A 25,725-nucleotide genomic window follows, 5' to 3' on the forward strand; every position below is an offset into this window, starting at 1 on the left:
GACCGTCATGAACCGTCGCCAATTCCTGCTCGCCGCCGCCAGCGCCGCCACACTGCCTGCGCTGTCTTTCTCCGGCCGTCTCTTTGCAGCCCCCGCCGGCTCGCCGCGCTTCCTGTTCGTGTTCCTGCGCGGCGGCTATGACTGCAACAACTTCCTGGTGCCCCACAGCAGCGATTTCTACTACGAATCGCGCCCGACCATCGCCATCGCCAAACCGGACGCCAACAACCCGAACGCGGCACTGCCACTCGATGCGCATTGGGGCATGAATCCGGTATTGCGCGATTCGATCTATCCGCTGTGGGAAAAGAAACAGATCGCCTTCATTCCATTTGCCGGCACGGACGACCTCTCGCGCAGCCACTTCGAAACGCAGGACAGCATCGAACGCGGCGAACCGTTGAACGCCAACGGCAATTATCGCTCCGGCTTCCTTGCGCGCCTGTCCAGCCAGCTTACCGGCGTACCCGCCATCGCCTTCACCAACAGCCTGCCGTTGAGCTTCCAGGGTGCGGGCAAGGATATTCCCAACATCTCGCTGAAGGGCAATACCAAGGCGAATTTCGACCAGCGCCAGTCTTCCATCCTCGCCGGCATGTACAGGAACACGCCGCTTGCTTCCGCCGCTGCCGATGGCCTGAGCCTGCGCAGCTCGGTATCGATGGATCTGCAAAAGGAAATGACCGCCGCCAGCCGCGGCGCGCCGAACGCCTCCGGCTTCGCGCAGGAAACGCAGCGCATTGCCGCATTGATGCGCGATCAATACCGCCTAGGTTTCGTCGACGTCGGCGGCTGGGATACGCACGTGAACCAGGGCAACGTCACCGGCGGCCTCGCCAACAATCTGCGCAACCTCGGCAACGGACTGGCCGCCTACGCCGCCGCGCTCGGCAACGAGTGGAACAACACCGTGGTGGTGGTGGTTTCCGAATTCGGCCGCACGTTCCGCGAGAATGGCGACCGCGGTACCGACCACGGCCACGGCACGGTGCATTGGGTACTGGGCGGCAAGGTCAATGGCGGGCGCATGGCCGGTGAGCAGCTTGCGGTAACGCAGCAGAACCTGTTGCAGAACCGCGATTACCAGGTGCTCAACAACTATCGGGATGTATATAGCGGATTGCTGGGCCGCGTCTGGGGCCTGCGCGGCAATCAGCTGCAGGATGTATTTCCGCAGGCGAAACCGCGCGATCTGCAATTGGTGTAGGTTGGATATTGAATGCCGGGATTGCCATCGCAGCCTACGCAACATCCTCAATGCGGCGGTACTCCCCTTCCATTACCCGTTCCCAATTCACCCCACCATCAAACGAGCTCTCCAACACCAACCGATAGACCCCATCCGCCAGCCACTCATAGATGTGCCGCGTCTGCCCACGCTGCGAACTGCGCAGGAACACCAGCCGCTTCCCATCCCAATGCCCCGTCGCCGGTTGCACGGGCGCAAAACCGTAGCTATCGAACCAATACAGTGCATACTCACCCGGCTCCTGCCCGGCCACGAACACCGCATGCGCCTGCAACGCCAGCTTGCCATCGCGCGTTTCGCGGTAATCCAGCAACAGCGCCCTGCCGCCGAGGTCGAATCGCGCATTCACGTGGCCTGCCGCCGGCCCGCCATGGCCCCAGCGGGTGGTCGCGATTGTTTCATCGCCCAACCACTCACCTACCAATGCGTCCAGCACATTGCCTTCCACAACGTCCATGGCGCTCACTCCCTCGCGCTGCCTGCCACCAGCAAATGCTTGGCGATTTGACCGTGCAGATAAGCAAGCGCGCGCACGATGTGCAACGTGGCAAACAACATCACAATACCGATCAGCGACGCGCAAATCGTGCCCGGCCAGCTGTTCCACCAGGACACAAAACCGCATAGCTGCGATGGACCGTCGCAATTGGAGTAGGGCACGTCCAGCGAATTCAGCACTGCCTTCCCTATCGGCGCCAAGGCCAATGCCAACGAGGTAGCAAGCATGGCTATCGCAATCGTGAAGTACGCAATGCCCAGCGGCAGCATCAGCAACATGTAACCCACCGTGCCCCAGGTCCGCGGGTCACTGAGCACCGCGCCGATGCGCTGCCAGAACGACATGCCACGTGTGGAAAAGGCCGGCCGCCGCGGCATGCGCACGCCAAGCATGGTTTCCACGATGCGGCCTTCCACCAGCGCCAAGACGCGCACCGAACCCAGGAACAACAGCGCAAACGGAATGCCAATGATCAACACCAGCAAGCCAACCGACAGCGACAGCCCCGTCACCGCCCAGGTGAAATAAAAGATGCCCGTGGCCAGCGACAGCACCATGTAGAACAGTGCACCATAGGTATGTGGATCGGCCGCCACGCCAAAGAACTGCCCCACCCAGGAAGACTGTTTCGCCGGCCGTGGTGGACGCAGCGCACGCTGGATCTTTATTTCCTGGTCGCGGTAAATATCTGCCACTTCCTCCGGCGCGCCGTAACTGCCGACCACTTTCGCCAGCATGTCCGCCTCGCCGCGCCCTGGCTGATCAGCCAGTTCGGCACGCAGGTGCTCCTCTGCGTCGTACAACGCATCCTGGATCAACGCCGGATCCGCGCCACGCAGCGCTGCGCGCAGTTGTTCCAGATATTCGGCAATCGTCCTTGGCATCTTTGGTGCATCCGCATTCATCGCCAGTCTCCTTGCAGAACCTTGTCTACCGAATCGCGCGTAGCCCCCCACGCCGCAATCCACTCGCGCAGCACCTCACGTCCCCATTTGGTGATGCGGTAATAACGCCGCGGCGGCCCGCTTACCGAGGGCTCCACCTCGCTGGCCAACAGGCCGCTCCCTTCCAGGTTGCGCAGCACCGGGTAAAGCGCGCTCTGCTTGCCCGCCAGCACGCCCTCGTTCCCCAGCTCTTCCAGACGCTTGGCAATCTGATACCCATACAACGGCTGCCGCGACTGCCCCAGCACCGCCAGCAAAACCAGCGACACCGTCCCTGCCGACAGCTCTTTCTGAAATTTCTTGATTTGGGCCGCAATGTCTTCCACGGCTGCCCTGCCCTTCCACTTATCGTGGAGAGAATAGTAGTGCGAAGTTCGTACTAGTGCATAGGCATGAAGTCATGGGCTGCGCCTGTGCCGCCTTGTGGGCATGACACCAAAATATGTGCGCGTTGCACACATTTTGATGTCAGAGCGGCCGCACATGTTTTGGTGTCAATCGACCACAGGCATTGAGATCGTTCTCTGAACCGTCCATAGGCTTTGGGGCCAATTTCAGGAATAACGGCCCGCTCTGACTAGAACCGACGCGACTGCGGCGGCCAAGGGACAACGTTCAAGTTGCCGTTCACACACGCCGCAGGCATCCTTTTAACGTCCGCCACCCGAAGTGGCCATTGCTATTTAGAATCAATCTTTCCAGCTCGGCCACAACAAAAGACCTATCGGATGTTGGCAAGGGAGACCAAATGTCGCGACAACCGTTTCATCTTCCAGAGTCAAAGCCGCTTCAAATCGTTGCGCTGGCAAGCATGCTCATTGGTGTGATGTTTATCGCAGGGGCGTTTATACCGGGTTTTTCCAACTTCCCTGTAGGGCAAAAATCGTTGGGCTGGAATGAGCTCTGGCATACGCGGGTAGCTGTCGCCGTGTTGGTAGGCGGCTTATTTATGCTCGCATTCGGATTCGGCGTTGTTCGTCGTCAAGCGTGGACAAGGATTGCTCTGGTAGTTCTTCCGGTTCTGCAGTGTCTGCCTTTTGAAATTACTCACGTTATTTGGGGAGCGCCAAATCCGCTACCATTTGATGAGGGCAATTTGTTGGGAATTCTGATTTGGGCTGTCATCTGCTCGATCTATCTGTTTGGGTTCAAAGCCGCGCGCGATCACTACAAAGTCCAGAGCCCTGCAACTGCCGGCCGATAGTTTCCGCTTCGGGTGGCGGGTATTGGCTAAATCAGCAGTTATTTCAAGGCGCGATACGCCCGCAGGCTTAGTCCCGACCATTGCGAAAAATGTATCGCTGCAATATTTAGAAATAATGTGAATGCTGATGCAATACGTAAGTTCACGGCCGTACCCAAATCGACTCCCTGAGGATAGATCAAAAAGGATCCTAAAAAAATTAGCAACAAATACCCAAGCGAAAAGAACACCGCGAATGAATAGAAGCGAGGCATTGAAAGCTTGAACTGAATCTTTCGAATAGTGCCAGCGGAAACCATGCGATGTCTTGCCATTAATACATAGCAAGAAAAGCCCGTCAGCATGGTCGACCAAACCAATGGGAACATCATCGCAGAAGAGTGATTCGCCAACGGAAGCCAGGCATAGATGGCCAGTGCAAAACTTGCGCATGCAACGAGTAGGCACGCCCAGCTAACAGGAACAAGCGATTTTAGAAATGCGATCATCGTTGCGAGATCCTTCTTGATTTCGGGTCGAAAACGAACATTCAGAGCGTACGAAGTTATTCCGAAAAGTGGTGGTACTTCGAAACGACCAGGCCGTCCTTCGAATAGCCGACCGCCCAAGCGCTAAGGAAATACTCGTAGTGAACTTCAGTCACGCACGACCCATTATTCCTCCCTCGGTAATGGGCGTCATCGCCCCACCAAAGGTTCTCGCCGCAGCGTCGCACCGTATTCGGCTTGCCCATCTGCTTCACAACGGAAGCTTCGGACTCGCCCCATTGAATTTGCTCAAATTTGTGGCCAGCCCACGCATCCATAGCCCAATTCACGGCCAAAAGGCCGCCTACCGCAACCGCGACGAAGGGTGCAATTAGTGCCGCTAGGAGGATCTGGAAGATCAGTCTCAAGTTGCCCCACAACGAGCCCATATTCAACCAATTCTGTTCCGAATAGCTGCCGCGGTGGGTCAGAAATGTGTCCGCTTCGGGTGGCGGACATTGGCGAGCCCCCTCGGACAACAGCGCCTGACGACCACGTACCGGGAGACACAGTGCCGAACTGCCCATTGACTGTCTGTCGTGCCCGAGGTCTCATGGCGCATCCCCGTTGGGGTGCTGGCGATTTGACCGTCGAGTAGGGAAGGCGGCCACCGAAAAGTGGCCACGCTGTTGGCAGTTACGAGCTCATCCGGGGATAACATGAAGTGGCTTAAACGGCTTGCCGCCCTTCTGGCGGTGCTTTTCGTCGTGCTCGGGGTTTACGTCTTCAGCACGGCCAGGCGCTCAGACAAGCCGGTTGGCTTCCAGGTTGTGCGGGTCGAAAGCCCCAGCGGGCCCATTGCGGTCGCGCTTTGGTACCCGACGACCGGCGTGCCGCGCGCCACGACGTTCATTGGCGGCAATTTGCTGAGTGTCGCGCGCGACGCGCCGGTCCTGGGCACTGGCCTACCGGTGGTCGTGATCTCCCACGGCAATGACGGCAGTGCGCTCAGCCATGTCGACTTGGCCATGGATCTGGCGAGCGCCGGCTACGTGGTCGCCGCGCCGACGCACGCGGGGGACAATTACGCGGATCGAAGCCGGCAGGATTCTCCGGCGCTCTTCAACGAGCGCGCGGAGCAGGTACGCGCCACGCTGGACTACGTGCTGCAGCGCTGGCCAAACGCACATGCAGTCGATCAATCGCGCGTGGGCGCCTTCGGCTTCTCCGCCGGCGGCTTCACCGTGCTGACGTTGGCTGGCGGCACGCCGGACATGACGGCCATTGCCAACCACTGTCGGCGCACGCCAGAGTTCATCTGCAAGGTCCTCGCGCAGGTGGGATCGCCTCTAGTTACTAGCTCGACAGGCGCGGGCGTCTTCAAGCGTGACGCGCGCATCCGTGCCGCGGTCGTGGCGGCCCCAGGACTGGGTTTCACATTCGACCATGGTGGCCTGTCTGATGTCCGTATTCCGGTGCAGGTCTGGCATGGGGCCAACGATGAAACCGTGCCCTATGCGACCAACGTCCAGATCATCGAGCAGGGCCTCGGCGACCACGCGGAGACCCACACACTGCCGGGAGCCACGCATCTATCCTTCCTGGCGCCGTGCGGGCTCCTGAAGCCGCCCGCGTTGTGCAAAGACCCTGGCGGCTTTGATCGCGTTGCCGCGCACAAGGCGATGAACGCCGAGGTCGTCCGCTTCTTCGCCACCCATCTCAGGGGCGCTGGAGGGATCAAGTAAGCGATGCCTTCATCGCAACGGCATGCGAGCGGGAGCGCCAGGGTGGTGTCCCTTGGTCAAACCATCGGGATATGGCGCGTGATGGACGGCTTCAACCGCTTGGCGAGTCAAGAGGCCTGTCGCATGGATGAGCCTGTGGGACAGCGCGCTCAATCTTCCGAAATTTCGCCGATGTCCGCGAGCTGATGCATATGTTCGCGGACGGTGGCGATCTTGCGCTTTAGGTGGGCTACGCGCGCCTCGGGCAGTTGGCCCGGTTCGCCGTCGGCGCGATCCAGTTCGTCCAAGTAGCGCGCTACGTTGCTTTCCAATTGCTTCATGCGCGCCTTGAGCTTGGCCTCAGACAGGTTGCGGTCGCGGCTGTTGACGGCCTTGAACTTGCTACCGTCAATGGCAGCGACGGCATCGGTAAAGAGCTGCATGCGTCGGCACAGCAGTACGAACTGGCTGCAAACACGGCGAATAGCCGGTCCATTATCCTTGCGGAAATCGGCCAGGGTTTTGAAATCAGGCGAGCATCGCCCGGTAAGCCAGATCAGCTCGATATTCCGCTGCGTTTCGCGCTCCATGCGTCGGCTGGATGGCACGCGGTTGAGGTAACCGTAGATGTAAATCTTTAGCAGCGTGGCCGGGTGGTAACGGGGCCGCCCCGTGAGGGCGGGCTCAATGCTTTCAACCCCAGCGAGCCAAGATCCAGTTCATCGACGAAGACGTCAATTATACGGACGGGATTGTCATCGCCGATATAATCGTCCAGCCGCTCGGGGAAGAGCAGGCTCTGTGATCGGCTCAGCCCTTCCACGAATCGCTTCATGAGGCACTCCGCCCGGATTGCCGCTAGAGTAAGTCGTGCGTCTTACGGGGTGTTTTCACACAGGCTGGACCCAAAGCAGGCGTTTCTAAGCAAAGAGCAAATTACTATCGAGAAATATCTGGTTCTATAAGCGTTTTGGAATCCAGCTGCTGGCGCGATGCACGACAGCCATCGCGGCGTGCCCAACAACGAAAACCCAGATCAAATAACCGAATGTGATATGGGCCATGCCCGCGTAATGCAGCACGATTCGGGGAACGGGGGCGCCAAGAAAGTAACCCAGATAATTGATAACGCCGCACACCATGCTGCCAGTGACGGCCAAGAACCCTAAACCGTGGACAGTTCCGATTAGCGGCCCCAACGTCAGTGGCCGATGATGTGGCGACGCCAACATGGCGAAGGTCTGTCGCAGTGCAACGCGGCCCTCCAGATTAATCCATGGAAACAGATGCAGATATCCAGGCTTCGCTCGCGGCAGGAAAATCCATATCCAATGGCAAACGCAAACCGCGGTGATGAAGAGGCCGACTTTCGCATGCAACTCAAAGGCCGCCCTATGCCAATTCTGCGTACCCAGACCCCGGCCCGCTGGTACCGTCATGGCGGCACTCAATAGCAGCTGAATTACGACACCCGCTGCCAAAGCACCGTGCAAGTAGCGTGTGGCGCCGTCGTACTCTCTGGCGGAAACATATGTCATGACTTTTGGCCGCGCAGTGACGTAATGAAGGCATCGAGATCCTGGTTGAACTCGTCCGGCTGATCGAAAAACACGGCATGTGCTGCTTTTTCGATGACGATAAGACGTGCCGATGGCAGCACCTCAAGCATCTTCCGTTGCTGATCGAGCAGCGGGCTCTTCGATGACGCCACGACAAGCGTGGGCTTGGCGAACTGTCGCAGGCTTGGCCGGCGATCGACGGTGAATAGGTCTTGGACGAGCATGGAAACACCCACGTCGCTAGGTGTTTTTAGAGCCTCTTCGTCCAGTTTTGCGTAGACCTGCGGCGGCGTAGGCGTGCTGATGATGGCGTGCATTAGCCTGTCGATATAAGCAGGAGGATCACTTGCATAAGCGCTGACGCTTTGCATAACGTTGGAGACGAATCCGGGATTTTCCCGAACGTCATTGACACCTCCGCTGACTGGGCTATCGACCAGCACAAACCCGCTTATGTTGGCCGAACCGTATCGTGCAACGTATGCAGCCACATCCTGCGCACCTTGTGACCATCCGATCAGCACAATGTCGTGCAACTTCAATTGTGCAATGACCTGAGCGATATCCGATGCACGGTCTTCCGGCGCATTGGCCGTCATAACGACCGTGGAACCGCCTTGCGAACGAGGATCGATCGTGATGACGCGATACCCACGTGCCTCGAAATAAGCGACTTGCTTGGACCAAATGGACGCACTGATGGTCCAGCCAGGGATGAACAACAGCGTTCGAGTGGCGTTCTCTGGCCCCGCCTGCAGATAGTGAATGCGCACATGATCGCCAACGTCGACCGATCCGGTCTGCGTTGCCGCTTCCGATCGCGTTGACATGGCGAGAAGCGCCAACAAACACCACCCGTATTTCAGCTTCATGGCGACATCCGATCAATCAGTTAGGATGCGCCGCAATCTAGCTAGCGATACTTAGGTGGAAATTAAGTGCTGCGAGGCAAGTGAGCGCGCGCAAGAAGTCCGCTTCGATCAGAGCGATTTTGCAACTCGATGCGCATGCCACTGCGTAGTGCTGCCGATCGGGCGATAGCGAGTCCAAGTCCGCTCCCCGGCGCGGATTGGCCGAGTACGCGATAGAAGCGATCGAACGCCCTCTCAAGCAACGCCGGCGGTATGCCGGGGCCCGTGTCGAGAAAGTCGACAACGAAACCATCACCCTGGCGCATCAGCGTGATGTCAACGGCTCCGCCAGCCGGGGTATAGCGCAATGCATTGTCGAGAAGATTGTCGAACACGCTGCGCAGGTCGTTAACATCAGCACGAAGTCGAACGACTTCAGAAATGCGGCAGCCAATGTCGATTCGTCGCTGATCGGCGAGCGGAAGTAAATCAGTGATGGAATCCTTGAGGACGTTCCCGATTTCTATAACAGACAATTCCTGTTTGCGAGCCAACGATTCTTGCCGCTCAAGCCGAAGAAGTTGCGTGACAAGCCGATGTAGCCGCTGGATGCCGGCTTCTAGTCGATCGAGCTCTTCATTCGACGTGTCGCCCCATTTCGCCCGCAAGCGTTCTGCTTGTAAGACCAAGGCTGCCAAGGGCGTTCGCAGCTCGTGCGCAGCGTCCTGCACAAATCGCTGTTGTGTAGCGAAGGCCATCTGCAACCGCTTTAGCAAGCCATTCATCGATACAAGCAATGGCGCGATTTCTTTCGGCGAACGGTCGATGGGTAGTTCAGCGAAATCGCGCTCGTCCTTTTCGGAAATTGTATGGACAAGTCGGCCTAGCGGCCGCAGGGATCGATGCACGGCGAACCACAACAAGACTATGGAAAGCGGTATCAAAATGGCAATTGGTTCTGCCGACTTCCACGCTGAGTGCCACATGACCCGGTGCCGAAATGCATTGCTCTGCACCAGCTGCACACTAATCGGCGACGCCAACAGGGTATATACCCTCCAGCTTTCATCCGCTTCAACATCGCGCGGGCCATCGGCGCTCTGTAGTGTCAAGCCAGGCACTGGCCGCGAACCGGATATCAGCCTGCCGTCGCTGCTCCAGAATTGAACAATCGGAGTGCCGTCGTGCTCGCTGTGTTGCTCGTCCACTGACGGTAAAACGGGAAGCCTTTTAGACAGCGTGATTTGCTGGATATGGCTATTGGCCAGACCGTGAAGCTGGCCGTCCATAAAGGCGCCGATATTCGTTTCGTATTGCCGATAGCTGACCATCATCGCCACAACCGCCGTAACGATGTAAAGCGGCAAAAGCCAAACAAAAAGCTGACGCTTCAGCGACGTCATGCATCGTCCTTTGGAACGCGCCAGCCCAAGCCCCTAACGTTCAGAATCACGTCCGCACCGAGCCGCTTCCTCAAGCCGTGAATAACCACCTCAATGGCGTTGCTTCCAATCGACTCGTTCCAGCCGTAAACGCGACTTTCCAATTGCTCTCGCGAAAGTATGGATCCAGGACGTTCAAGCAACGCATGTAGAACAGCAAACTCGCGAGCCGACAACGGTTGTCTTACGTTTCTATGCACGGCTTCACGAGAGGCGAGATCGAGCTGTAAACCGTCTGTTCCGATCAACGACTGCGCGTGACCGTCGCGCCGCCTGATGACCGCGCGCAGACGCGCCATAAGCTCTCTAAATGAGCATGGTTTGACGACATAGTCATCCGCACCAGCATCGAGGGCTTCCACGCGCTCATCTTCGCCATCTCTTGCTGTCAGAATGACGACAGGCGTTGCGTCGCAACCTTTGCGCATCGTGTGCAGTACCTGTAAACCGGAACGACGCGGAAGCCCTAGATCCAACACGATCGCTGCATACGTGCCACCATCGAGGGCGGCTTGACCGGAGACGCCGTCTTGAACCCAGTCCACAGCGTAACCTGCCTCTTTGATCGACCTGCTTAGGTCCGTGGCTATCATGACATCGTCTTCAATTAGCAGGATGCGCATAACTTCGGAGTACTCAAGTTGCAAAAGTTGTCAAAAAGCGAACTGACCCGCTAAACAAGAGAACTGCGCCATCGCCGAGATAGTGTCCACTAAGATGATATCGAGTAATACTGCAGCCTTACAAACATCAGCTGATTTACCCTCTTGAGGCTTCATCGATCTTCTCGCGCTGCAATTGACACGATTAGCGAAAAAAAACCGCGAAAGAAAGCGGCAGAAAAAGTAATCCTTTCCTCTTACTAAACCTCATGATCGCCTCTGCCTTGCTTCTTGGATCGCCATGGTAGTGGCCAGTATGTTCGTGTCTGCTTTGGGTGGAAGCGGACCTAATCCGCGTCACGTCCCACTGCCAGCTAAAAGATAGCCGTAAGCGCTCCTCGGCCCCCACGCTCAGCACCAGGCTGCCTGGATACGTTGTTTCCCAGGAACGACCACATCGCACCAATCTGCTGCCGACTTCACCAAGGGGGACTTAAATCCCGACGCGTTATCGAGCGTGAGCAAGGCGATTGTCCAGTAGGTATAAAAGTGACGATGCCCGTACACGGGGAGGTGCGCGCGGCTGGCTGTCATGTAACTATGCGCGCCAATAAGGGGCATCGACACGGTCGCAGGCAAAGGGCAGAATCGACTCCTTCCTCGCCCATCCTGATCAATCAGGTCGGGCCATGGCATCCACCCAGGCGGGGACAATCACAATCATGCCCGAAACAGCAAACGAGCTGGCAAAACAGCTGCATGTGTTGGCCGAAGCGAACCGCGAGGCCGCGAGATCAGGTAATCAGCAAGCACTGCATGCCAGTCAAAAAGCGCTGGCTGTGCAATTGAGGAAGCTCACTTCCCCCTTCTCAGAACTACCCCCTCTCCAACTTGAAGGCATCAATCTCAACGGCTACAGGGAACCCATCCGCTGTTCCCTGGGAATTGCATTTTTCTATGGCGCGGACCTAACCCTGGTCGACTTCACTTCGTCTGAGTTCGAAGGCTCGTCATTCAGAGGCGCGATTCTGGACCGCACCGTAATGGCACAAGCGCGCCTCCGCACATGCTTCTTTGACAAAGCCATTATGGATGCCACTGATTTTCGGCATGCCTGGTTGCGCACCTGCGACATGAGGTCAGTTGAATTTCGTCAGTATCCGCAGGTTACGGGCGCACGAATGGAGGGCTCTTTCGTGAGTCAAATCTTTCTTGACCACCTGAAAAGCCTGGACCGAGACCACCGGCCCAACTCGCTACCCAAGGTGCCCAGACCCCGCACCCCCGCGGACACCTAAGGGTAGTTCTCCAGGTACTACACAGACCTTCGCGGCTTTGCAGGACGCTCGTAATTCTTATGCGTCAGAAACTTACCGCGCATGTCGCTCAAATTGCCACTTTTGCAAGGTCTGCTTCGGGTCGGAAGCGGATGCGTCCGGTATCACGGCGCTCGCGCCGCAATCCTGTCGTAAGCGGCCTTTCTCGCCAGCCAGACATCTGCTATTGACCCTGGCAGTACGTCATAGTGTTCGCCCCATTCTGCATCCCACTCGATAATCGTATCGGGTTGATCAATGCGAATTAGCCAGCAAGGTCCCGTGCCGTCATCACCAAATGCAACAGCGGTGTCCAGAAATCCAGGGAAGTAATCTTCCGAACGGAAGAACAGCGTCATTTCGACTAGCTGGTCGACAGAATAGAAGAAGTCCGCGGCTGTCGGCCCCTTGAAGCCATTGAATGCTAGAAAATGGCTGAGTAGGACAGGCGGCAAAGCGTGTCCGAGCTTGGCTTCCGCACGATCCAGCATCTCGGGCGTTGCAGGCTCTCCAAAGGAGTATTCCCGAAAGATATCGCGTAGCGTAATAGGGTTGTCCATTTCGAGTTCAACCTTCGGCGATAGCCATTGCGAAAGTGAAAATTTTCCCGGGATTTACTCTGATCGTGAGAGTCTGCTTCGGGTCGATATCTGACCTGCTCTGAATGGTTTCAGCACATACTTTGGTTGTCAAAGGGCTGTTTGAGGCAGGAACGAGAAAACTAACTAATTGTTTTAACTAGGCATGTATACACTTGCCACGCACCAACAAGCAAAGTGCGCACATATCGATTCCGGATTGCACAGACTTTGGTTTTCCAAGGCGCACCCACTTTGGTGCCATGCCCACTCAGGGCGCCGACCGTCCGTTTCGCATCATCTGTCCAGACACCTTTGAAACGCTCTATTAGGGTGCGCGCACGCCCCTCGGTAGACCGTTATGCAAAAGCAATTTGCTCGTTCGATAGTAGCGCTCAGCCTGCTGAGCAGTGCTTTGGCCTGTGCCTCATCCGATATCCCTACGACGGTGAATGTCCCGCTGGTTGCCAATGCGTGGCAGGCCGACCACAACGCAACATTCATCGCACGCGAGGCATTTCCGAATGGCATCCTCCAGGTGACGTCAGAAAGCGAGCGAGGCTTCGTCGCGTCCAAAGCCATTCAATTCAAAGACGGCACCATCGAATTCGACATCAAGCCCGTGGGCGAAGAATTCCCCGGCATTCGCTTCCACCAGAAAGACGGCGACAACGCGGACATGCTTTATATCCGCGTCGGCGCCGATTGCCCGGCCTCCCAGGACTGCCTGCAATACGCACCGATCATCAACGGTCGCATCCTTTGGGACGTCTATCCTCAATATCAGGCACCGGCACCTTTTCGCGAAAACGAGTGGAATCACATCAGGCTCGTCATATCCGGCAAACGCATGAGCGTGTATGTGAATGGACGAACCGAGCCATCGCTGCGGGTTGCACATCTGGAGGGAGCTTCGCCCACGGGCACCATTGCCTTTGAGGGAACGGCGTACTACGCCAACGTCGTCCTCCAACCTGGCGTAAGCGATGGCGTCGATGCCAAACCTGTTCCGGATCCAGTAGCCAACGATCGCCGTTATCTCGTTCACTGGCGGGAAAGCAGCCCTGTTGCACTCGCCGCGACAGAAGAACCCAACCTCACGAAAATGCCGGGATCCACGTCACGTTGGTCACCCGTGACTGCCGATTTCGGTGGCCTCATCAATCTGAGCAGAAACCACGCGCCCATTCCCAAAGGCCAGCCTCGCCAGCTCATTTGGCTGCGCACCACGATGCAGTCGGATCGTAAACAGGTCCGACATGTATCGGTAGGTTGGTTGCGTGAGATCTGGGTCTATGCAAACGGCAAGCCCGTCTTCTCCGGCAAGAACCTTTACAACGTAAAAGGAGGACGCAAACGGCCGGATGGTCGACTTTCATTGGAAAACGGCAGCTTCGATCTTCCGTTGCACAAAGGTGCGAACGAGATCATGGTAGCCCTGGATGACAATACGCCCGACATGCGGGGAAGCTACGGCTGGGGCTTCATCATGCAACTGGACCAGGCCGCAGGTATCACGCAGAAATGATCGCTACACTCCACCGGAACGGACGCGAGATGGGAGATCCAGTACGATCGTCCGAAATCGTCGCGGATGCCATCGACCAAGTCCTTTCGATCGCTAAGGGCCACGCACCGCAATCCAGGGCGGCATCGACCAAGTAGCCGCATCACGCCTGGCCGACCGCTCGACTGGCTGTCGCCGTAACTGAGTTCTGAAGGTCTTTGCCATTCGCTAAATGCAGACGTTGCCGTTATGTGTCAGCCGCGAGGAGCACGAATGATTGAAACGGGGACAAGCCTTGGTATCAAGGAACTGCATACCTACTGGGCTCGCGAATGCGCGCCAGGATCGGCCGCGCCGCTACCGCAGGACGTCGCCAAGACCCTGTTGGCTGGCTTGCGCCTCAATGTGCTGGAAACCCTGCGCTATTTGCATCACCAACGGCCGAGTTATGCGCAATTCGAAGCCTGGGTACGGGAGTGCCATGGCGACGAACTGACGGAAGCCGCGCTGGTTCGCCTGCGGCGTGCGCTCGCCGGCGAAACCGTCGGCGCCGAAGTCGGCAATCTCGACGACGTTGAAGGCCTGGATGCGGACGAGCTCGCACACTGGCACGAGCATGGCTACGTCATTCTGCGCGACGCGATCAGCGTGGAAGCCGCGGAAGCCGCCGAGATGGCCATCTACGATTTTTTAGGCATGAGCCGCGATGATCCGGATTCCTGGTACCGCCAATCACTGGGTCATTCCATCTGGGTGCCGCTAATGCGGCATCCGGCGCTGGTCGCCAATCGTCGCTCGCCACGTATTCACAAGGCCCATGCCCAGCTGTGGGGACGCGAAGATCTGTGGGTAACCATCGACCAGGGCGGATTCAATCCGCCGGAACGCGCCGACTGGCCGTTTCCTGGACCGCATTTGCATTGGGACGCCACGCTCGCTGAGCCGCACTGCCTTGATTTGCAGGGCATCGTATATCTCGCCGACGTTGCGGAGGACCAGGGGGCCTTCAGCTGCGTACCCGGATTTCACCGCAAACTGAAGCAGTGGCTGAAAAGCGTTCCCGAAGGCGCGAACGTGCATAGCCATGCAGGACGCACATTGACGATGAAGCCGATCGCCGCAAGGCGCGGCGACATGATCATCTGGCATCACCTGCTGCCGCACGGCAGCAGTCCGAACCGCGCGCAGCGACCGCGCGTCGTGCAATACATGTCGCTGCGGCCCACGCGCTTTGCCTACACCGAAGAGTGGAAGTCTTGATCCGCTGGATTCAGCGCATGTTTGATACCTCGCCGCATCCGCTTCACCCCTCCCTTGCCCCGCTGGCCACACGGGCAACGCCCATCGCCACAGGTACGGCTACACTCCTCAGCCATGAACCTGCTATCTCGCCCATCGTCAGCGGGCATTCGCACCGGCGGCGACGCGACGCTTTCTTCGAAAACGATGCCCACGCTATGGGCATGGTGGGCGGCGTTCTGGCTGCTCATGATCTGCGTGGCCATCGAGAATGCACTCCACGATCCGCATACGCAGTGGTGGGAACCGGTCCTTTGGGAAGGAAGTTCGACACTGGTGCTAACCGCGTGGATGTTGCTTGCGGTTAGGGTTCGCGGGCGTCATGCGGCGTATCTGGACCGGCCCTTGGTCTGGTTTGGCTGCTACCTGCGATGGTTGCCGTTGGTCGCCGTCACCTTCATTGCCGCCGTGTATGCCATGCGGGAGGGTGCGTACGCGCTGATGGGCCGCACGTATGAGCACTCAAGCTGGAGCTTCGTCCTTGTATACGAGAGTTCCAAACTGACCATTTTTACGGGACTGTGGCTTGGCGTTCTGTTTGGCGTCGATTCCTACGGGCAATGGCAGCTTCAGCGGCATCGCCTGCTGCAAACACAGAAAGCACTGGCCGAGGCGCAGCTTGCGCAGTTGCAAGGCCAGCTGCGTCCGCATTTCTTGTTCAACGCGCTCAATACCGTCTCGGCCTTGATGCATACGGACGTCGCGCGAGCCGATCGGTTGGTAGCGGCGCTGGGCGATTTGCTGCGTATCAGTCTTCGATCGATCAACCATGAGATGACGCCGCTTGCCGAAGAACTTCGCACGCTTGAACTGTACGCGGGCATCATGCACGAGCGGTTCCGCGATCGTGTGGCGCTGAGCTGGAAAATCGATCAGACGCTGCTAGCCGTTCCGGTGCCGGCATTGCTGCTGCAACCCCTGCTTGAAAACGTGTTCAAGCATGCTGTCGAACCCGCGGTGACGCCCGTATGCATCACGATCGGCGTGCGGCGCGAAAACAGCACGCTGGAAATCGTCGTCAGCAACTCCGGCTCCCTGCTGACGCCGGAGCACCGCGAAGGAGTGGGATTTCGCAACTGCCGGGAACGGCTGAGCATCATCTACGGCAATGCGGCGTCGCTGCTGGTTCGCAACGAGGGCGGCGGCGTTGCCGCACGCGTTTTGATACCGCTGGCGAGCACCCTCGCATGATCCGCACGGTGATTGCCGACGACGAGGCACCGGCTCGCGAGAAACTTGAACGCTGGGTTGCCGATCAACCGGACATGACGGTAGTCGGATCGGCACAAGATGGATTGTCCGCGGCACGGTACATCGAGCAATACCGCCCGGACGTGGCGTTCCTTGACGTGCAGATGCCGACCTTGACAGGACTCCAGGTCGCCGCACAACTGGAACCATCCCTCGCACCACTGATCGTGTTCGTGACGGCCTTCGACGAACATGCGGTGAAGGCGTTTGACCTCAATGCAGTCGACTATCTGCTCAAGCCTTATGACCTGGATCGCTTCGCGCGTACCGTGCAGCGTGTGCGGGAAAGGCAGCACGCCCACGAGTCCGGCGCGACGGCGGTAGCCATGGGGCGAGCACGGGCGCCGGCCTGCGAGCGCCTGCTTGTACCGGATCGCGAACGATTGCAGCTGATCGATGTGGCGTGCATTGAATGGCTTGAAGCCGATGACAACTACGTTCACGTGCATACGTCTTCGCGCAGCTACCTGTTGCGAAGGACACTGCAGGATCTTTTATCGCAGCTTGGTAATGAGCGCTTCGTGCGTATCCATAAATCGACCGCCGTCAATATCGGCTGCATTGGATCGCTCGCGCCGCTCTTCAAGGGCGACTATGAACTTCATCTGCATAACGGCCGCATTCTCCGGCTTAGTCGGCGGTATCGCGAAGCGCTGTTTGCGCGCATGGGGCAGTAATTCCCTCTCGCCACACCGACGCCTCCACTCGCCCCAAGATCGCTGCCGGCTGCTCGCCTGTCGATCAAACTCTCAAACTGCGAGGGAGCGAGTTCTGCCCCTCCCCTGCGCCGGTAGGGGAGGGTCGGGGTGGGCTGCTTGGACTTTAGCGCGCAGCTGGATATCGTCCCCTAACCTTTTGGGGACGAAGCCGATGTTGTGCGTTTTGCCGCTCGCTGCGCTCGCCCCCACCCTGGCCTTCCCTACTACACGCAGGAGAGGAGCAGATATACGCTGAAACACTGGCGAAGTACTGGCATAGCGCTGGGAACCGCAGAGGTGCCTGTCAAACAACCGACCTGTTTAAAGGATGCATGCATGGCAGCGACCAGCCTTTCCGTTCAGCGGACTGTCCCGGGCTATCTGCAGGACACCCTGCCGGTACTCGCCATTGCCGTGATCTTCGGCGTAGTCCACATGTTGACCAACGGACAGTACGGATTTCATCGGGATGAATGGCAGTTCCTGAGCGATGCGCAGCACCTGGATTGGGGCTTTGTGCCCTACCCGCCCCTGACTGCCGTGCTGGAACACCTGGGCCTGGAGATGTTCGGGCTATCGCTTGTGGGGTTGCGGCTGTTTTCGGTGATGGCGCAGGTGCTGGTGATTCTGGCTAGCGGCCTGATGGCACGCGACCTGGGTGGCGGCCGGCTGGCGCAGGTTTTTGCAGCCGTCGCGGTAGCGCTGTCACCGGTGCCGATGTTCGAGGCGACGGAATTCCAGTATTCGTCATTCGACTTGCTGTGGTGGGTGCTCATCGCCTGGTGCGCAATCCGTTTGCTGCGTGACGATGAGCCACGCTGGTGGATAGCGATTGGCATACTCGCCGGCCTTGGCATGCAAACCAAATACTCTATCGCCTTCGAGCTTGCCGGCGTGCTGGCGGGCGTGCTGCTTACCGACGCGCGGCGATATGTCACGAATGGCTGGTTCTGGAGCGGCGGCGTCATCGCGCTACTCCTATTTATCCCCAACCTCGTCTGGCTCATCAGGCACGATTTCATTTCCTACCATTTTCTGCAAAGCATCCATGCACGGGACATCGGCGAGGGACGTGCGGATGGCTTCCTGCGCGACCAGTTCCTGTTGAACGCCAATCTGTTCGCCGCGCCGGTCTGGCTGGCGGGCCTGTTCGGCTACTTCAAGGATCGCCGCTATCGCATGCTCGCCTGGATGTACGTGGTACCGCTGCTGCTGTTCCTGGCTGCGCGTGGGCGCTTCTATTACACCTGCGGCACCTACCCCATGCTTCTCGCCATGGGCGCTGTGCTGGGAGAGCGATGGTTGCTCGCCATGCGCCCCGCCTGGCGTGTTGGGATTGCCGCACTGATGCTGACGGGCGTCTTCGCCATCGGCATTTATGCGTCGCTTCGTATCGTTCCATTCGCATCAAGCGGTCCCTTGCGCGACTACGCGCTGCGTAACAATGGCGATCTCCGCGAAGAGATCGGCTGGAATGAACTCGTTGCAAAAGTGGCCGCCATCCGTGATGCCTTGCCTGCCGAACAGCAAGCGAACGTCGCCATTGGCGTCGGGAACTATGGCGAGTACGGCGCCATCGCCCTGCTGGGCCCGCGCTACCACCTGCCCATGCCAATCACCACCGTCAATTCCGGATGGCTACGCGGTTATCCAAAGACATCAGCCAGCGCCGTTATCCTGGTGGGAAGTTCGAAAGAGGATGCCGATAAGCTGTTCAGCGATTGCCGCCTTGCCGGCCACAACACCAACGCGCTGGGCATCGCCAATGAAGAGAGTCGCTACCACCCCGATATCTTCGTGTGCAGCCATATGCGCAAGCCACTGAGCGAGCTTTGGAAGCGCGGGCCGGAATTTGGATAAGCTCCCGTGCAAGCTGCCCGCCGCGAAGAAGGAAGGTTATTTGAGCCATCCATAGAGGATGAATGAAACCGGTACTTTTCATTACTTTGATGACCGGCATATCATTGGATAAAGGCCATTCGCTGCATCCCTTCAGCAAGGAACGAGCCCATATGCGCTTTATAATCCATCGCCTTGGTTATTTGCTGGCGTTCGGTACTTCATCGCTGATCGCCATGTCATACGGGGATGCCGCTTTCGCATCACCTTCTGCGGGGAGTGTACCGGCCTTGCTATCTCACGTAGTCGCGACGTCGCGGACAGGTCAGCCCGACCCAAAAGACACCGGCGCTTGCAGCCTGCAGGTGTCAGCACCCGATTCCCGGTACCTTGGCGTAATGGTCACGACCCAATATTGGATCAACGCAAAGTCGCGAATCATGAGCGCGTCATTGTCGCTACCGTCGCCACATACCACCACCCAGCGGCTGGGGTACACGATATCGCTATCGCCACTGGGCCTTGCGAACCAGTACGCATTTGGCGCATTCCGCCCCGCCGCACTGCCGGATGCATACGTTTTGTTTTCGATCAGCCCCGACTTCAAGACGTCGACATCCGCGGTGCTGATTCTTAACTCAGGCAAAGATTACAACTGTCTTGTCACCAGTGATCCGATGCCGTTCAACAGCAGGTTGAGCGCAGCGTTTGCGACTGGCCAAAAATAACGAAAAACAAGTAATCCACCGATGCGGGCTATATTTAGCGATAGCCGGCCTACTCGACGACTTGAAATACGCCGGCGCCAGCTATGGCGCCGAGCGGCACTGGATCGCAGCCATCCCTCATTAAGCAGATACCGTGCGCTTCGTCTTCAACGTCAGCCACAGCGCCGACAAAAGGAAATACAAGCCACCAAACGCGGCGTACGGCGCGAGCTTGGCAATACCGGGCGCCACCCCGAAGGATTGCACGATAAAGAAAATGCCAGCCAACGCCGACTGCGCGCCGCTGATCATCATGAAAACCTGCCCGCCCAGCTTGCGGCGCCGAATGCCCACCGCCAACTGGAACAGGCCTGCAAGAAGCGCCCATGCGCCGAATACCAGCACAGCCCCTGCGTTACCACGGAAGGTAAAGGCCACGCCCATGCATGCCGCGGTGACGATGCTGACAAGCGCGTTGAACTTCTGTCCCGGATTGCTTTGCAGGCCACCACTTCGCTGCGCGTCGATCACGTTAGCGATCGCGTCCCACGCCGGATAAAGCACAAGAAGCGCGCCCACCATGGGAAGCGGCCCGGCGGCAAAGAGAAAGGCCAGGGCGACCCAGGCAAACGCGACACCCGCGCGAAGAAAGTAGAAGTTCCGAAGCATGTTCATGGGGGAGGTTCCTGAATAACTCGGTATAACCTACTAGTAGGTAGGTTATCTTGTCAAGAACTGAATCCATCGGGTCGTTTTGCTTCGGAGAATGGATTTCCACCTCGCCATCCATGGACGTACCTACCTAGTGATAGGATGACCGCCATGACTACGACGACCCAGCAAAAACTTATCGATTCGGCTCGGCACCTCATCCAGACCCGCGGCTACAACGGCTTCAGCTACGCGGACGTCGCCGAAGAGGTGCAAGTTCGCAAAGCCAGCATCCATCACCACTTTCCCGGCAAATCGGACTTGGCGCGTGCGGTGGTCGAACAATCCCGCGCGTTGATCGTGGAGCAGACACGTTCGCTCGGCGGCGGCGCCTTCGATCCGGAAGAGCAGTTGCGCATGTACACCGGCTACTGGGAAAAATGCATTGCGGATGCGTCGGCGCCGTTCTGCGTCGCCGGCATGCTCGCCAGCGAATTGCCCACACTGCCTGACGATCTAGCCAGCGAAGTGCAAGCGCACTTTCGCGATTTATCGAACTGGCTGGAAATCGTGCTGACGCAGGGAGCGCAGTCGGGACGCTTCGAGCTGCAAGGCTCGGCACGCCAGGAAGCGGAGTCGTTCATGGCGATGGTGTATGGCGCCATGCTGGCGGCGCGGGCGTATGGCGATCCCAAGATCTTTGGGGAGATCGTAGCGACCGGGTTGAACAGGCTCATATCTTCGAAGCCGCGCAAAGCTCGCCCCCAAAGAGACAGGGCAAATAAATAGGCAGGCGCCTTGACCTGAATCGCCTCTTCCGGGAAGCCCCGGCCCGTTCCATACCTGATTGACGATTAACCACCGCGAGGCCACGAACTCACGCACGAATTACGCGCCCGCGTTAGTCAATATGTTTTGGACTTCTCTCGAAATGCAGTTCTCGAAAATCCAACTGGATCCAAGGGGATATTCAGGGAACGAACATTGTGAAGCCGATCCGTTTCGTAGCGCTTGCAGTCGCCGTGGTTGCGTGCGGCATCGTGCACGCCTTCGCCATGGCTATTGCCATGTGCGGCTTTCATGGCCCAGCCAATTCTCATTGCCAAGCTGCTCAAGCACATCATCAAGCTGCGTATTGATTGCCTGAAAAATGAAATAGAGTTCGGCGCGGCCAATGGCCATCATGACCTCGCCATTCGCCACGTGCTCCTCGTTATAGGTGATGAGCGCCATCAGGGTCAGCATGTCCTGCAGCTGTTTCAGGCTTTCGTAGCCATCGCTGGACAATAGATAAAGTTGCGGTCCGCAGCGGCCGCCTTGCATGTCGTCCATTGGTGTTCTCCGCACGCTTAGGTCACGCCGCGTATTGCGCGCGGCGTGAAGGGCTTTCAGGAAAAAATCCTGCTCGTCGTATCGGAATCAGCTGCTTCCGTTTCGACGAATGCCCACTTCGGCTCGACGTCGCGCAGTGTGCGCGGCGGTGAAGTAGCGGAAAAGCACCGGGGAGGGAGCACGCAGGTGTGCTGGTGCCGTATGATCGAGGGTAACCATCATTGACTCCAAGCTAGTTTTTGGTGGCCAGCGGATCGTTTGAGGTGGTGCTCAGGCGATCCGCGCTACTTTCACTTCATGTCGGGCGTGTCGCGGTCATCTCGCTGGATGGGCACGCCCGACAGCCGCACCTTCGCATAAACACGCCCCACCATCTGTCAGTGGCGGGTGCTTTGAGGTGTTGGCAAATGCCTACGCAGCGCGGGCGAAAGTGATCAGGCACCCTTAGTGCGATGAGACGAAATCCGGCGTTGCATGCGCCGGTGGCACCGCAAAACTTTCCAGCATGCGTTTTGCTTCCGCAGCGGGCGTCAGCCCGAACAGTCGCTTGAACTCCCGGTTGAACTGCGATGGGCTTGCATAGCCGACGGCATGGCTTGCCGCCTCGGCGGTCATGCCCTGGCGTACCATCAGCAAGCGTCCCTGATGCAAGCGCGTGGATTTCACGTACTGCATGGGCGAGGTATGTGTGACGGCTTTGAAGTGGCTGTGAAACGTGGGCACGCTCATGCCCGCCTCGCTCGCCAGTTGCGGAAGATCCAGCGCCTGTGCATAAGCGCTATGGATGCGGCGTAGTGCTTTGCCGATCTTGCCGAATTGTCCTTGCATCGCCAACGCCGCGCGCATCGCATTGCCTTGCGCGCCGGTGAGTACGCGAAAATACAACTCGCGTACCAGCGCAGGACCGAGGACGGCCGCATCAAGCGGTTTGCTCATCGCTTCCAAAAAACGCAGCACGGAACACCGCAGCGCAACGTCCATCGGACTGGACATCATGCTTTGGGGTGCATCGTCTTGCGCCGGCATGCGTTCTCGCTCGATCTGCAGCATCAACTCGGCGGCAACGCGAAAATCCAGGTGCATATAAATCGCCAGCAACGGACGCTTCGGCGAAGCGTCGGTTTCCATCGTGAAAGGCACGGGCACTGCGACGGCCAAGTAGTGCTGCTCGTCATACAGATAGACCTGGTCGCCGAAGTAGCCGCGCTTGCGCCCCTGGCAGACGATCACGATGCCCGGGTCGTACAGCACGGGTGTGCGGGACAACGCGCGATCGGAACGCAGAATGCGTACATCCGGCAGCGCCGTCAGGTTGTAGCCCTCCTGCGGAGCCAACGCCCGAAGCAACGCCACCATCCGTTGCTGATCGCCGTCCGCGAGACCGGGGCTACGGTTGGACGCTTTCATAGGGCAGGATCGAAATCATAGAAATAGGCAATAAAAGAAGAATATTCGATCGTAATTATGGGTACTCAAAAGATTAACGTGCAAGCTTCCCTATATCGCCCGGCGAGGTCGCTTCCATGTCGTCCAGCAAGATCTTCCTTATTACCGGCGTAAGCAGTGGTTTCGGCCGCGCCTTGGCGCAGGAAGCACTCGCCGCCGGCCACGTCGTAGTCGGCACGGTACGCAACGAACAAGCGAGACGGGAGTTCGAAGCACTTGCGCCAGCCAAGGCCGTAGGGCGCCTGCTGGACGTCACCGACTTCACGACCATCGATGGCGTGGTGGCCGAGCTCGAGGCGAACGTCGGCCCGGTGGACGTGCTCGTCAATAACGCCGGATATGGACACGAGGGCGTGCTGGAAGAATCGCCCTTGGACGACATGCGCAAACAGTTCGACGTGAACGTATTCGGCGCCGTCGCAATGATGAAGGCGACGTTGCCTTACATGCGCAGGCGCCGGCGCGGGCACATTCTCAATATCACGTCGATGGGCGGATTCATCACCCTGCCCGGCATCGCCTATTACTGCGGCAGCAAGTTCGCGCTGGAAGGCATCTCGGAGGTCCTTGCCAAAGAGGTCAAACCGTTCGGTATCGCCGTGACTGCCGTTGCGCCAGGCTCATTCCGTACCGATTGGGCGGGCCGCTCGATGGTTCGCTCTCCTCGCTCCATTGCCGACTATGACGCGCTATTCGACCCGATCCGGAAGGCCCGTGAAGAAAAGAGCGGCAACCAGCTGGGAGATCCCATCAAGGCCGCACGCGCGATGCTTGCCGCGATCGCCAGCGACACACCGCCTGTGCATCTCTTGCTTGGCAGCGATGCGCTTGAATTGGTGCGCAACAAGCTGTCGGCGTTGGGCGAAGAGTTCAAGGCCTGGGAAACGCTCACACGTTCGACGGATGGCTAAAGCGGCTCCTGTGCATGTACTGCAAACGGACACTTCGGGTCCGCGGATGGAGGACATCACTATTTTTTTCCGGCCAGTTACAGCAGCCCCAAAACAGGCACTTGCGTGCCCCTGATAGATCAGGAGATCTCCAAAGCGCGCATTCGTATTAGCTGCAATAGCAACTTATCCTTCGCCGTATCCAGTGAAGGGCCTCCACAAGAAATCCTGCTCGAATTCAAGACAATTTCGTACGCACATGTTGAGGCCAAGCGCACAGCACACAGCGATACGGGGGCGTACAAAAGACAGCGGGAATCCTTTCGAAATAACGGAGGCATCTCGTTATGCACAAGGCATATCTTGCTTTATTCGTCGCAGCGGCTTCAGCAACCGCGTTGCATGTCCGGGCAGAAACGCTCGCCGACGCACCCAATCCCCGCGCCGACACTCCTTACGAAGTCGTTCCCAGCCCGCCATGTCGCGAGAAGGAAATGGTTTGCCGCGATAAAGTCATCGATTTCTGGACTTCGGAAAAGATGAAGGCGGCTTGGCCCGCGGAAGATTTTCTTCCCCCGCAATATCCGATCGAGCCCGTTCTGGATCCAGACGCCGACCAGGCTGGCTACACGCTCGTCCATGCCCCTTACATGGATCGACCGCTATCCCGGTTCACCGGCATCCTGTTTTGGCGCAGCCATGATCCATTGGTTGGCGAGGAGCTGCGTCACTGCTCGGCCTCAGTGATTCATTCCAGCAGTCAAAATCTCATCCTTACTGCCGCGCACTGCCTCTATGGCATCAAATGGCATGACATGTTGATGTTTGTGCCTGCCTTTGATGGAACGTACGACGCGCCACTGGGAAAATGGCCGATTCGCATCGCTTTTATGCCTGGCATGGACGCCCCCGGCAACCCTCAAGCAGACATTGCCGTGGCTCGCGTGTATTCGCAGTCTTCAGGCGAAACGCTTGAGAAGACAGTGGGCGGCGCGCTGCAACCGCTTGTGAACTCAGGGGAGCTGTTTCCGCTGGTCAGAGACGTAGGCTATCCGTCGAAAGCGATCTCAGGTGACGGCCCCTATCACTTTGCGGAACAACGTCAATGCGACAGCCACACGGACCGCGGAGGGCAATACAACAACTTGGTGCTGCTCAATTGCTCGCCGCAACCAGGTAATAGTGGCGGCCCTATCGTCGCCATCTATAGCGCGCCCGTGGAGGTGGTGGGCGTCTTCGCTAAAACCACTCCGATCAGCGGACAACCCCGGTTGCTGCCCGAAACGTTTGTTCCCATGTATAAAATTGCCGATTCGCTCTCGCCTGAATAAAAGGCGGGTCGCAGCCTGAGTTATCCCACGTGTGTTCTCCTATCGAAGGCGAGACTCAAAAATCGCCATATCCCATACGGCCGTCATTCCCGCGAAAGCGCATTGCTGTCCGGGGAAAATGAAGTTCTTCAGAAATGCGCGGGCATAGCACCCGGCATCAAAAAATTTCCATGGAAATTCAGTGCCATCAACTCGTCATTCCAGCGAAAGCTGGAATCCAGTGCCTTTGCAGATTTTCAAGTCGCTGGATTCCAGCTTTCGCTGGAATGACGTCGTTTTAGCTTTCCCGCAAGAACGGCGAAAAATTTCTCCGGACAGCAGTGCGCGAAAGCGGGAATG

Annotated in this window: 26 protein-coding genes and 1 pseudogene; 13 read left to right on the top strand and 14 right to left on the bottom strand. The window is 58.1% G+C overall.

From position 1 onward, the window contains the following. Positions 1–7: 7 nt before the first annotated feature. Positions 8–1,207 carry a DUF1501 domain-containing protein gene (locus tag V7M64_RS05920; RefSeq protein ID WP_333677738.1) on the top strand — a complete coding sequence of 400 codons (1,200 nt, stop codon included), beginning with the start codon at positions 8–10 and terminating at the stop codon, positions 1,205–1,207. A 34-nt stretch (positions 1,208–1,241) separates the two neighbouring features. Here V7M64_RS05920 and V7M64_RS05925 read toward each other — a convergent pair whose 3' ends face one another. Genes V7M64_RS05925 through V7M64_RS05935 form a run of 3 tightly spaced genes read right to left on the bottom strand, consistent with a single transcriptional unit; the run spans position 1,242 to position 3,018 of the window. Continuing rightward, positions 1,242–1,706, bottom strand: coding sequence for a DUF1579 domain-containing protein (locus V7M64_RS05925; protein WP_333677739.1), 465 nt, complete (start codon positions 1,704–1,706; stop codon positions 1,242–1,244). Between the two features lie 5 nt (positions 1,707–1,711). Next, positions 1,712–2,653: a sensor domain-containing protein gene (locus V7M64_RS05930; protein WP_333677741.1), complete on the bottom strand. Its 942-nt coding sequence runs from the start codon at positions 2,651–2,653 to the stop codon at positions 1,712–1,714. Continuing rightward, positions 2,650–3,018: a PadR family transcriptional regulator gene (locus tag V7M64_RS05935; RefSeq protein ID WP_333677742.1), complete on the bottom strand. Its 369-nt coding sequence runs from the start codon at positions 3,016–3,018 to the stop codon at positions 2,650–2,652. Before V7M64_RS05935 ends, V7M64_RS05930 begins: the two co-directional genes overlap by 4 nt. 422 nt (positions 3,019–3,440) lie before the next feature. On the opposite strand from V7M64_RS05935, the gene V7M64_RS05940 reads away from it, so the two are divergent. Next, positions 3,441–3,896 carry a hypothetical protein gene (locus V7M64_RS05940; protein WP_333677743.1) on the top strand — a complete coding sequence of 152 codons (456 nt, stop codon included), beginning with the start codon at positions 3,441–3,443 and terminating at the stop codon, positions 3,894–3,896. 38 nt (positions 3,897–3,934) lie between these two features. On the opposite strand, the gene V7M64_RS05945 is transcribed toward V7M64_RS05940, so the two are convergent. Beyond that, complete coding sequence (locus V7M64_RS05945) at positions 3,935–4,384, bottom strand: hypothetical protein (protein WP_333677745.1); 450 nt, start codon at positions 4,382–4,384, stop codon at positions 3,935–3,937. Between the two features lie 56 nt (positions 4,385–4,440). Then, positions 4,441–4,950, bottom strand: coding sequence for a hypothetical protein (locus V7M64_RS05950; protein ID WP_333677746.1), 510 nt, complete (start codon positions 4,948–4,950; stop codon positions 4,441–4,443). A gap of 132 nt (positions 4,951–5,082) precedes the next feature. On the opposite strand from V7M64_RS05950, the gene V7M64_RS05955 reads away from it, so the two are divergent. Then, entirely contained in the window at positions 5,083–6,108 is a 1,026-nt protein-coding gene (locus V7M64_RS05955; RefSeq protein ID WP_333677748.1) for a dienelactone hydrolase family protein, read from the top strand. A gap of 179 nt (positions 6,109–6,287) precedes the next feature. On the opposite strand, the pseudogene V7M64_RS05960 reads toward V7M64_RS05955, so the two are convergent. The 5 genes and pseudogenes from V7M64_RS05960 to V7M64_RS05980 all read right to left on the bottom strand — a co-directional run. Then, positions 6,288–6,922 (bottom strand): annotated as a pseudogene (locus V7M64_RS05960) (transposase); the annotation flags it as partial. Between the two features lie 124 nt (positions 6,923–7,046). Beyond that, positions 7,047–7,625, bottom strand: coding sequence for a cytochrome b/b6 domain-containing protein (locus tag V7M64_RS05965; protein WP_333677750.1), 579 nt, complete (start codon positions 7,623–7,625; stop codon positions 7,047–7,049). Continuing rightward, entirely contained in the window at positions 7,622–8,518 is an 897-nt protein-coding gene (locus V7M64_RS05970) for an alpha/beta hydrolase (RefSeq protein ID WP_333677752.1), read from the bottom strand. Before V7M64_RS05970 ends, V7M64_RS05965 begins: the two co-directional genes overlap by 4 nt. 62 nt (positions 8,519–8,580) lie before the next feature. After that, on the bottom strand, positions 8,581–9,900 hold the full coding sequence (locus V7M64_RS05975) for an ATP-binding protein (protein WP_333677754.1): 1,320 nt from the start codon (positions 9,898–9,900) through the stop codon (positions 8,581–8,583). Next, positions 9,897–10,562, bottom strand: a complete 666-nt coding sequence (locus V7M64_RS05980) for a response regulator transcription factor (RefSeq protein WP_333677756.1) — start codon at positions 10,560–10,562, stop codon at positions 9,897–9,899. The genes V7M64_RS05975 and V7M64_RS05980 overlap by 4 nt, the downstream gene beginning before the upstream one ends. 668 nt (positions 10,563–11,230) lie before the next feature. On the opposite strand from V7M64_RS05980, the gene V7M64_RS05985 reads away from it, so the two are divergent. Continuing rightward, positions 11,231–11,839 (top strand): pentapeptide repeat-containing protein, encoded by a 609-nt coding sequence (locus tag V7M64_RS05985; RefSeq protein ID WP_333677757.1) that lies wholly within the window; start codon positions 11,231–11,233, stop codon positions 11,837–11,839. A 143-nt stretch (positions 11,840–11,982) separates the two neighbouring features. Here V7M64_RS05985 and V7M64_RS05990 read toward each other — a convergent pair whose 3' ends face one another. Continuing rightward, positions 11,983–12,417 carry an SMI1/KNR4 family protein gene (locus tag V7M64_RS05990; RefSeq protein ID WP_333677759.1) on the bottom strand — a complete coding sequence of 145 codons (435 nt, stop codon included), beginning with the start codon at positions 12,415–12,417 and terminating at the stop codon, positions 11,983–11,985. A 379-nt stretch (positions 12,418–12,796) separates the two neighbouring features. On the opposite strand from V7M64_RS05990, the gene V7M64_RS05995 reads away from it, so the two are divergent. The 6 genes from V7M64_RS05995 to V7M64_RS06020 all read left to right on the top strand — a co-directional run bounded on the left by V7M64_RS05995 (position 12,797) and on the right by V7M64_RS06020 (position 19,757). Beyond that, positions 12,797–13,963, top strand: coding sequence for a family 16 glycoside hydrolase (locus tag V7M64_RS05995; protein WP_333677760.1), 1,167 nt, complete (start codon positions 12,797–12,799; stop codon positions 13,961–13,963). Between the two features lie 252 nt (positions 13,964–14,215). Further along, positions 14,216–15,202, top strand: coding sequence for a phytanoyl-CoA dioxygenase family protein (locus V7M64_RS06000; protein WP_333677761.1), 987 nt, complete (start codon positions 14,216–14,218; stop codon positions 15,200–15,202). A gap of 114 nt (positions 15,203–15,316) precedes the next feature. Beyond that, a complete protein-coding gene (locus V7M64_RS06005; RefSeq protein ID WP_333677762.1) occupies positions 15,317–16,432 on the top strand; it encodes a histidine kinase in 1,116 nt (371 codons plus the stop codon). After that, the gene (locus V7M64_RS06010; protein ID WP_333677763.1) at positions 16,429–17,169 is read left to right on the top strand and encodes a LytTR family DNA-binding domain-containing protein; all 741 of its coding nucleotides are present in this window, start codon (positions 16,429–16,431) and stop codon (positions 17,167–17,169) included. Before V7M64_RS06005 ends, V7M64_RS06010 begins: the two co-directional genes overlap by 4 nt. A 357-nt stretch (positions 17,170–17,526) precedes the next feature. Next, a complete protein-coding gene (locus V7M64_RS06015; RefSeq protein ID WP_333677765.1) occupies positions 17,527–19,050 on the top strand; it encodes a glycosyltransferase family 39 protein in 1,524 nt (507 codons plus the stop codon). 215 nt (positions 19,051–19,265) lie between these two features. Further along, positions 19,266–19,757, top strand: a complete 492-nt coding sequence (locus V7M64_RS06020) for a hypothetical protein (RefSeq protein WP_333677783.1) — start codon at positions 19,266–19,268, stop codon at positions 19,755–19,757. 120 nt (positions 19,758–19,877) lie between these two features. Here the strand turns inward: V7M64_RS06020 and V7M64_RS06025 are convergent, their stop codons facing one another. Next, on the bottom strand, positions 19,878–20,411 hold the full coding sequence (locus V7M64_RS06025; RefSeq protein ID WP_333677767.1) for a hypothetical protein: 534 nt from the start codon (positions 20,409–20,411) through the stop codon (positions 19,878–19,880). Between the two features lie 147 nt (positions 20,412–20,558). Here V7M64_RS06025 and V7M64_RS06030 point away from each other — a divergent pair, with 147 nt between their 5' ends. Next, positions 20,559–21,176 carry a TetR/AcrR family transcriptional regulator gene (locus V7M64_RS06030; RefSeq protein WP_333677768.1) on the top strand — a complete coding sequence of 206 codons (618 nt, stop codon included), beginning with the start codon at positions 20,559–20,561 and terminating at the stop codon, positions 21,174–21,176. Positions 21,177–21,446: 270 nt separating this feature from the next. On the opposite strand, the gene V7M64_RS06035 is transcribed toward V7M64_RS06030, so the two are convergent. Both V7M64_RS06035 and V7M64_RS06040 read right to left on the bottom strand, forming a co-directional pair. Beyond that, positions 21,447–21,719 carry a hypothetical protein gene (locus V7M64_RS06035; protein WP_333677769.1) on the bottom strand — a complete coding sequence of 91 codons (273 nt, stop codon included), beginning with the start codon at positions 21,717–21,719 and terminating at the stop codon, positions 21,447–21,449. Positions 21,720–22,163: 444 nt separating this feature from the next. Continuing rightward, positions 22,164–23,126: an AraC family transcriptional regulator gene (locus V7M64_RS06040; protein WP_333677770.1), complete on the bottom strand. Its 963-nt coding sequence runs from the start codon at positions 23,124–23,126 to the stop codon at positions 22,164–22,166. A gap of 116 nt (positions 23,127–23,242) precedes the next feature. Between V7M64_RS06040 and V7M64_RS06045 the strand changes: the two genes are divergently transcribed. Next, entirely contained in the window at positions 23,243–24,076 is an 834-nt protein-coding gene (locus V7M64_RS06045) for an oxidoreductase (RefSeq protein ID WP_333677771.1), read from the top strand. Positions 24,077–24,402: 326 nt separating this feature from the next. Continuing rightward, the gene (locus V7M64_RS06050; RefSeq protein ID WP_333677772.1) at positions 24,403–25,386 is read left to right on the top strand and encodes a trypsin-like serine protease; all 984 of its coding nucleotides are present in this window, start codon (positions 24,403–24,405) and stop codon (positions 25,384–25,386) included. The last annotated feature ends 339 nt before the right edge of the window (positions 25,387–25,725 follow it).

This window comes from Dyella sp., assembly GCF_036746095.1.
Classification (GTDB): domain Bacteria; phylum Pseudomonadota; class Gammaproteobacteria; order Xanthomonadales; family Rhodanobacteraceae; genus Dyella_B.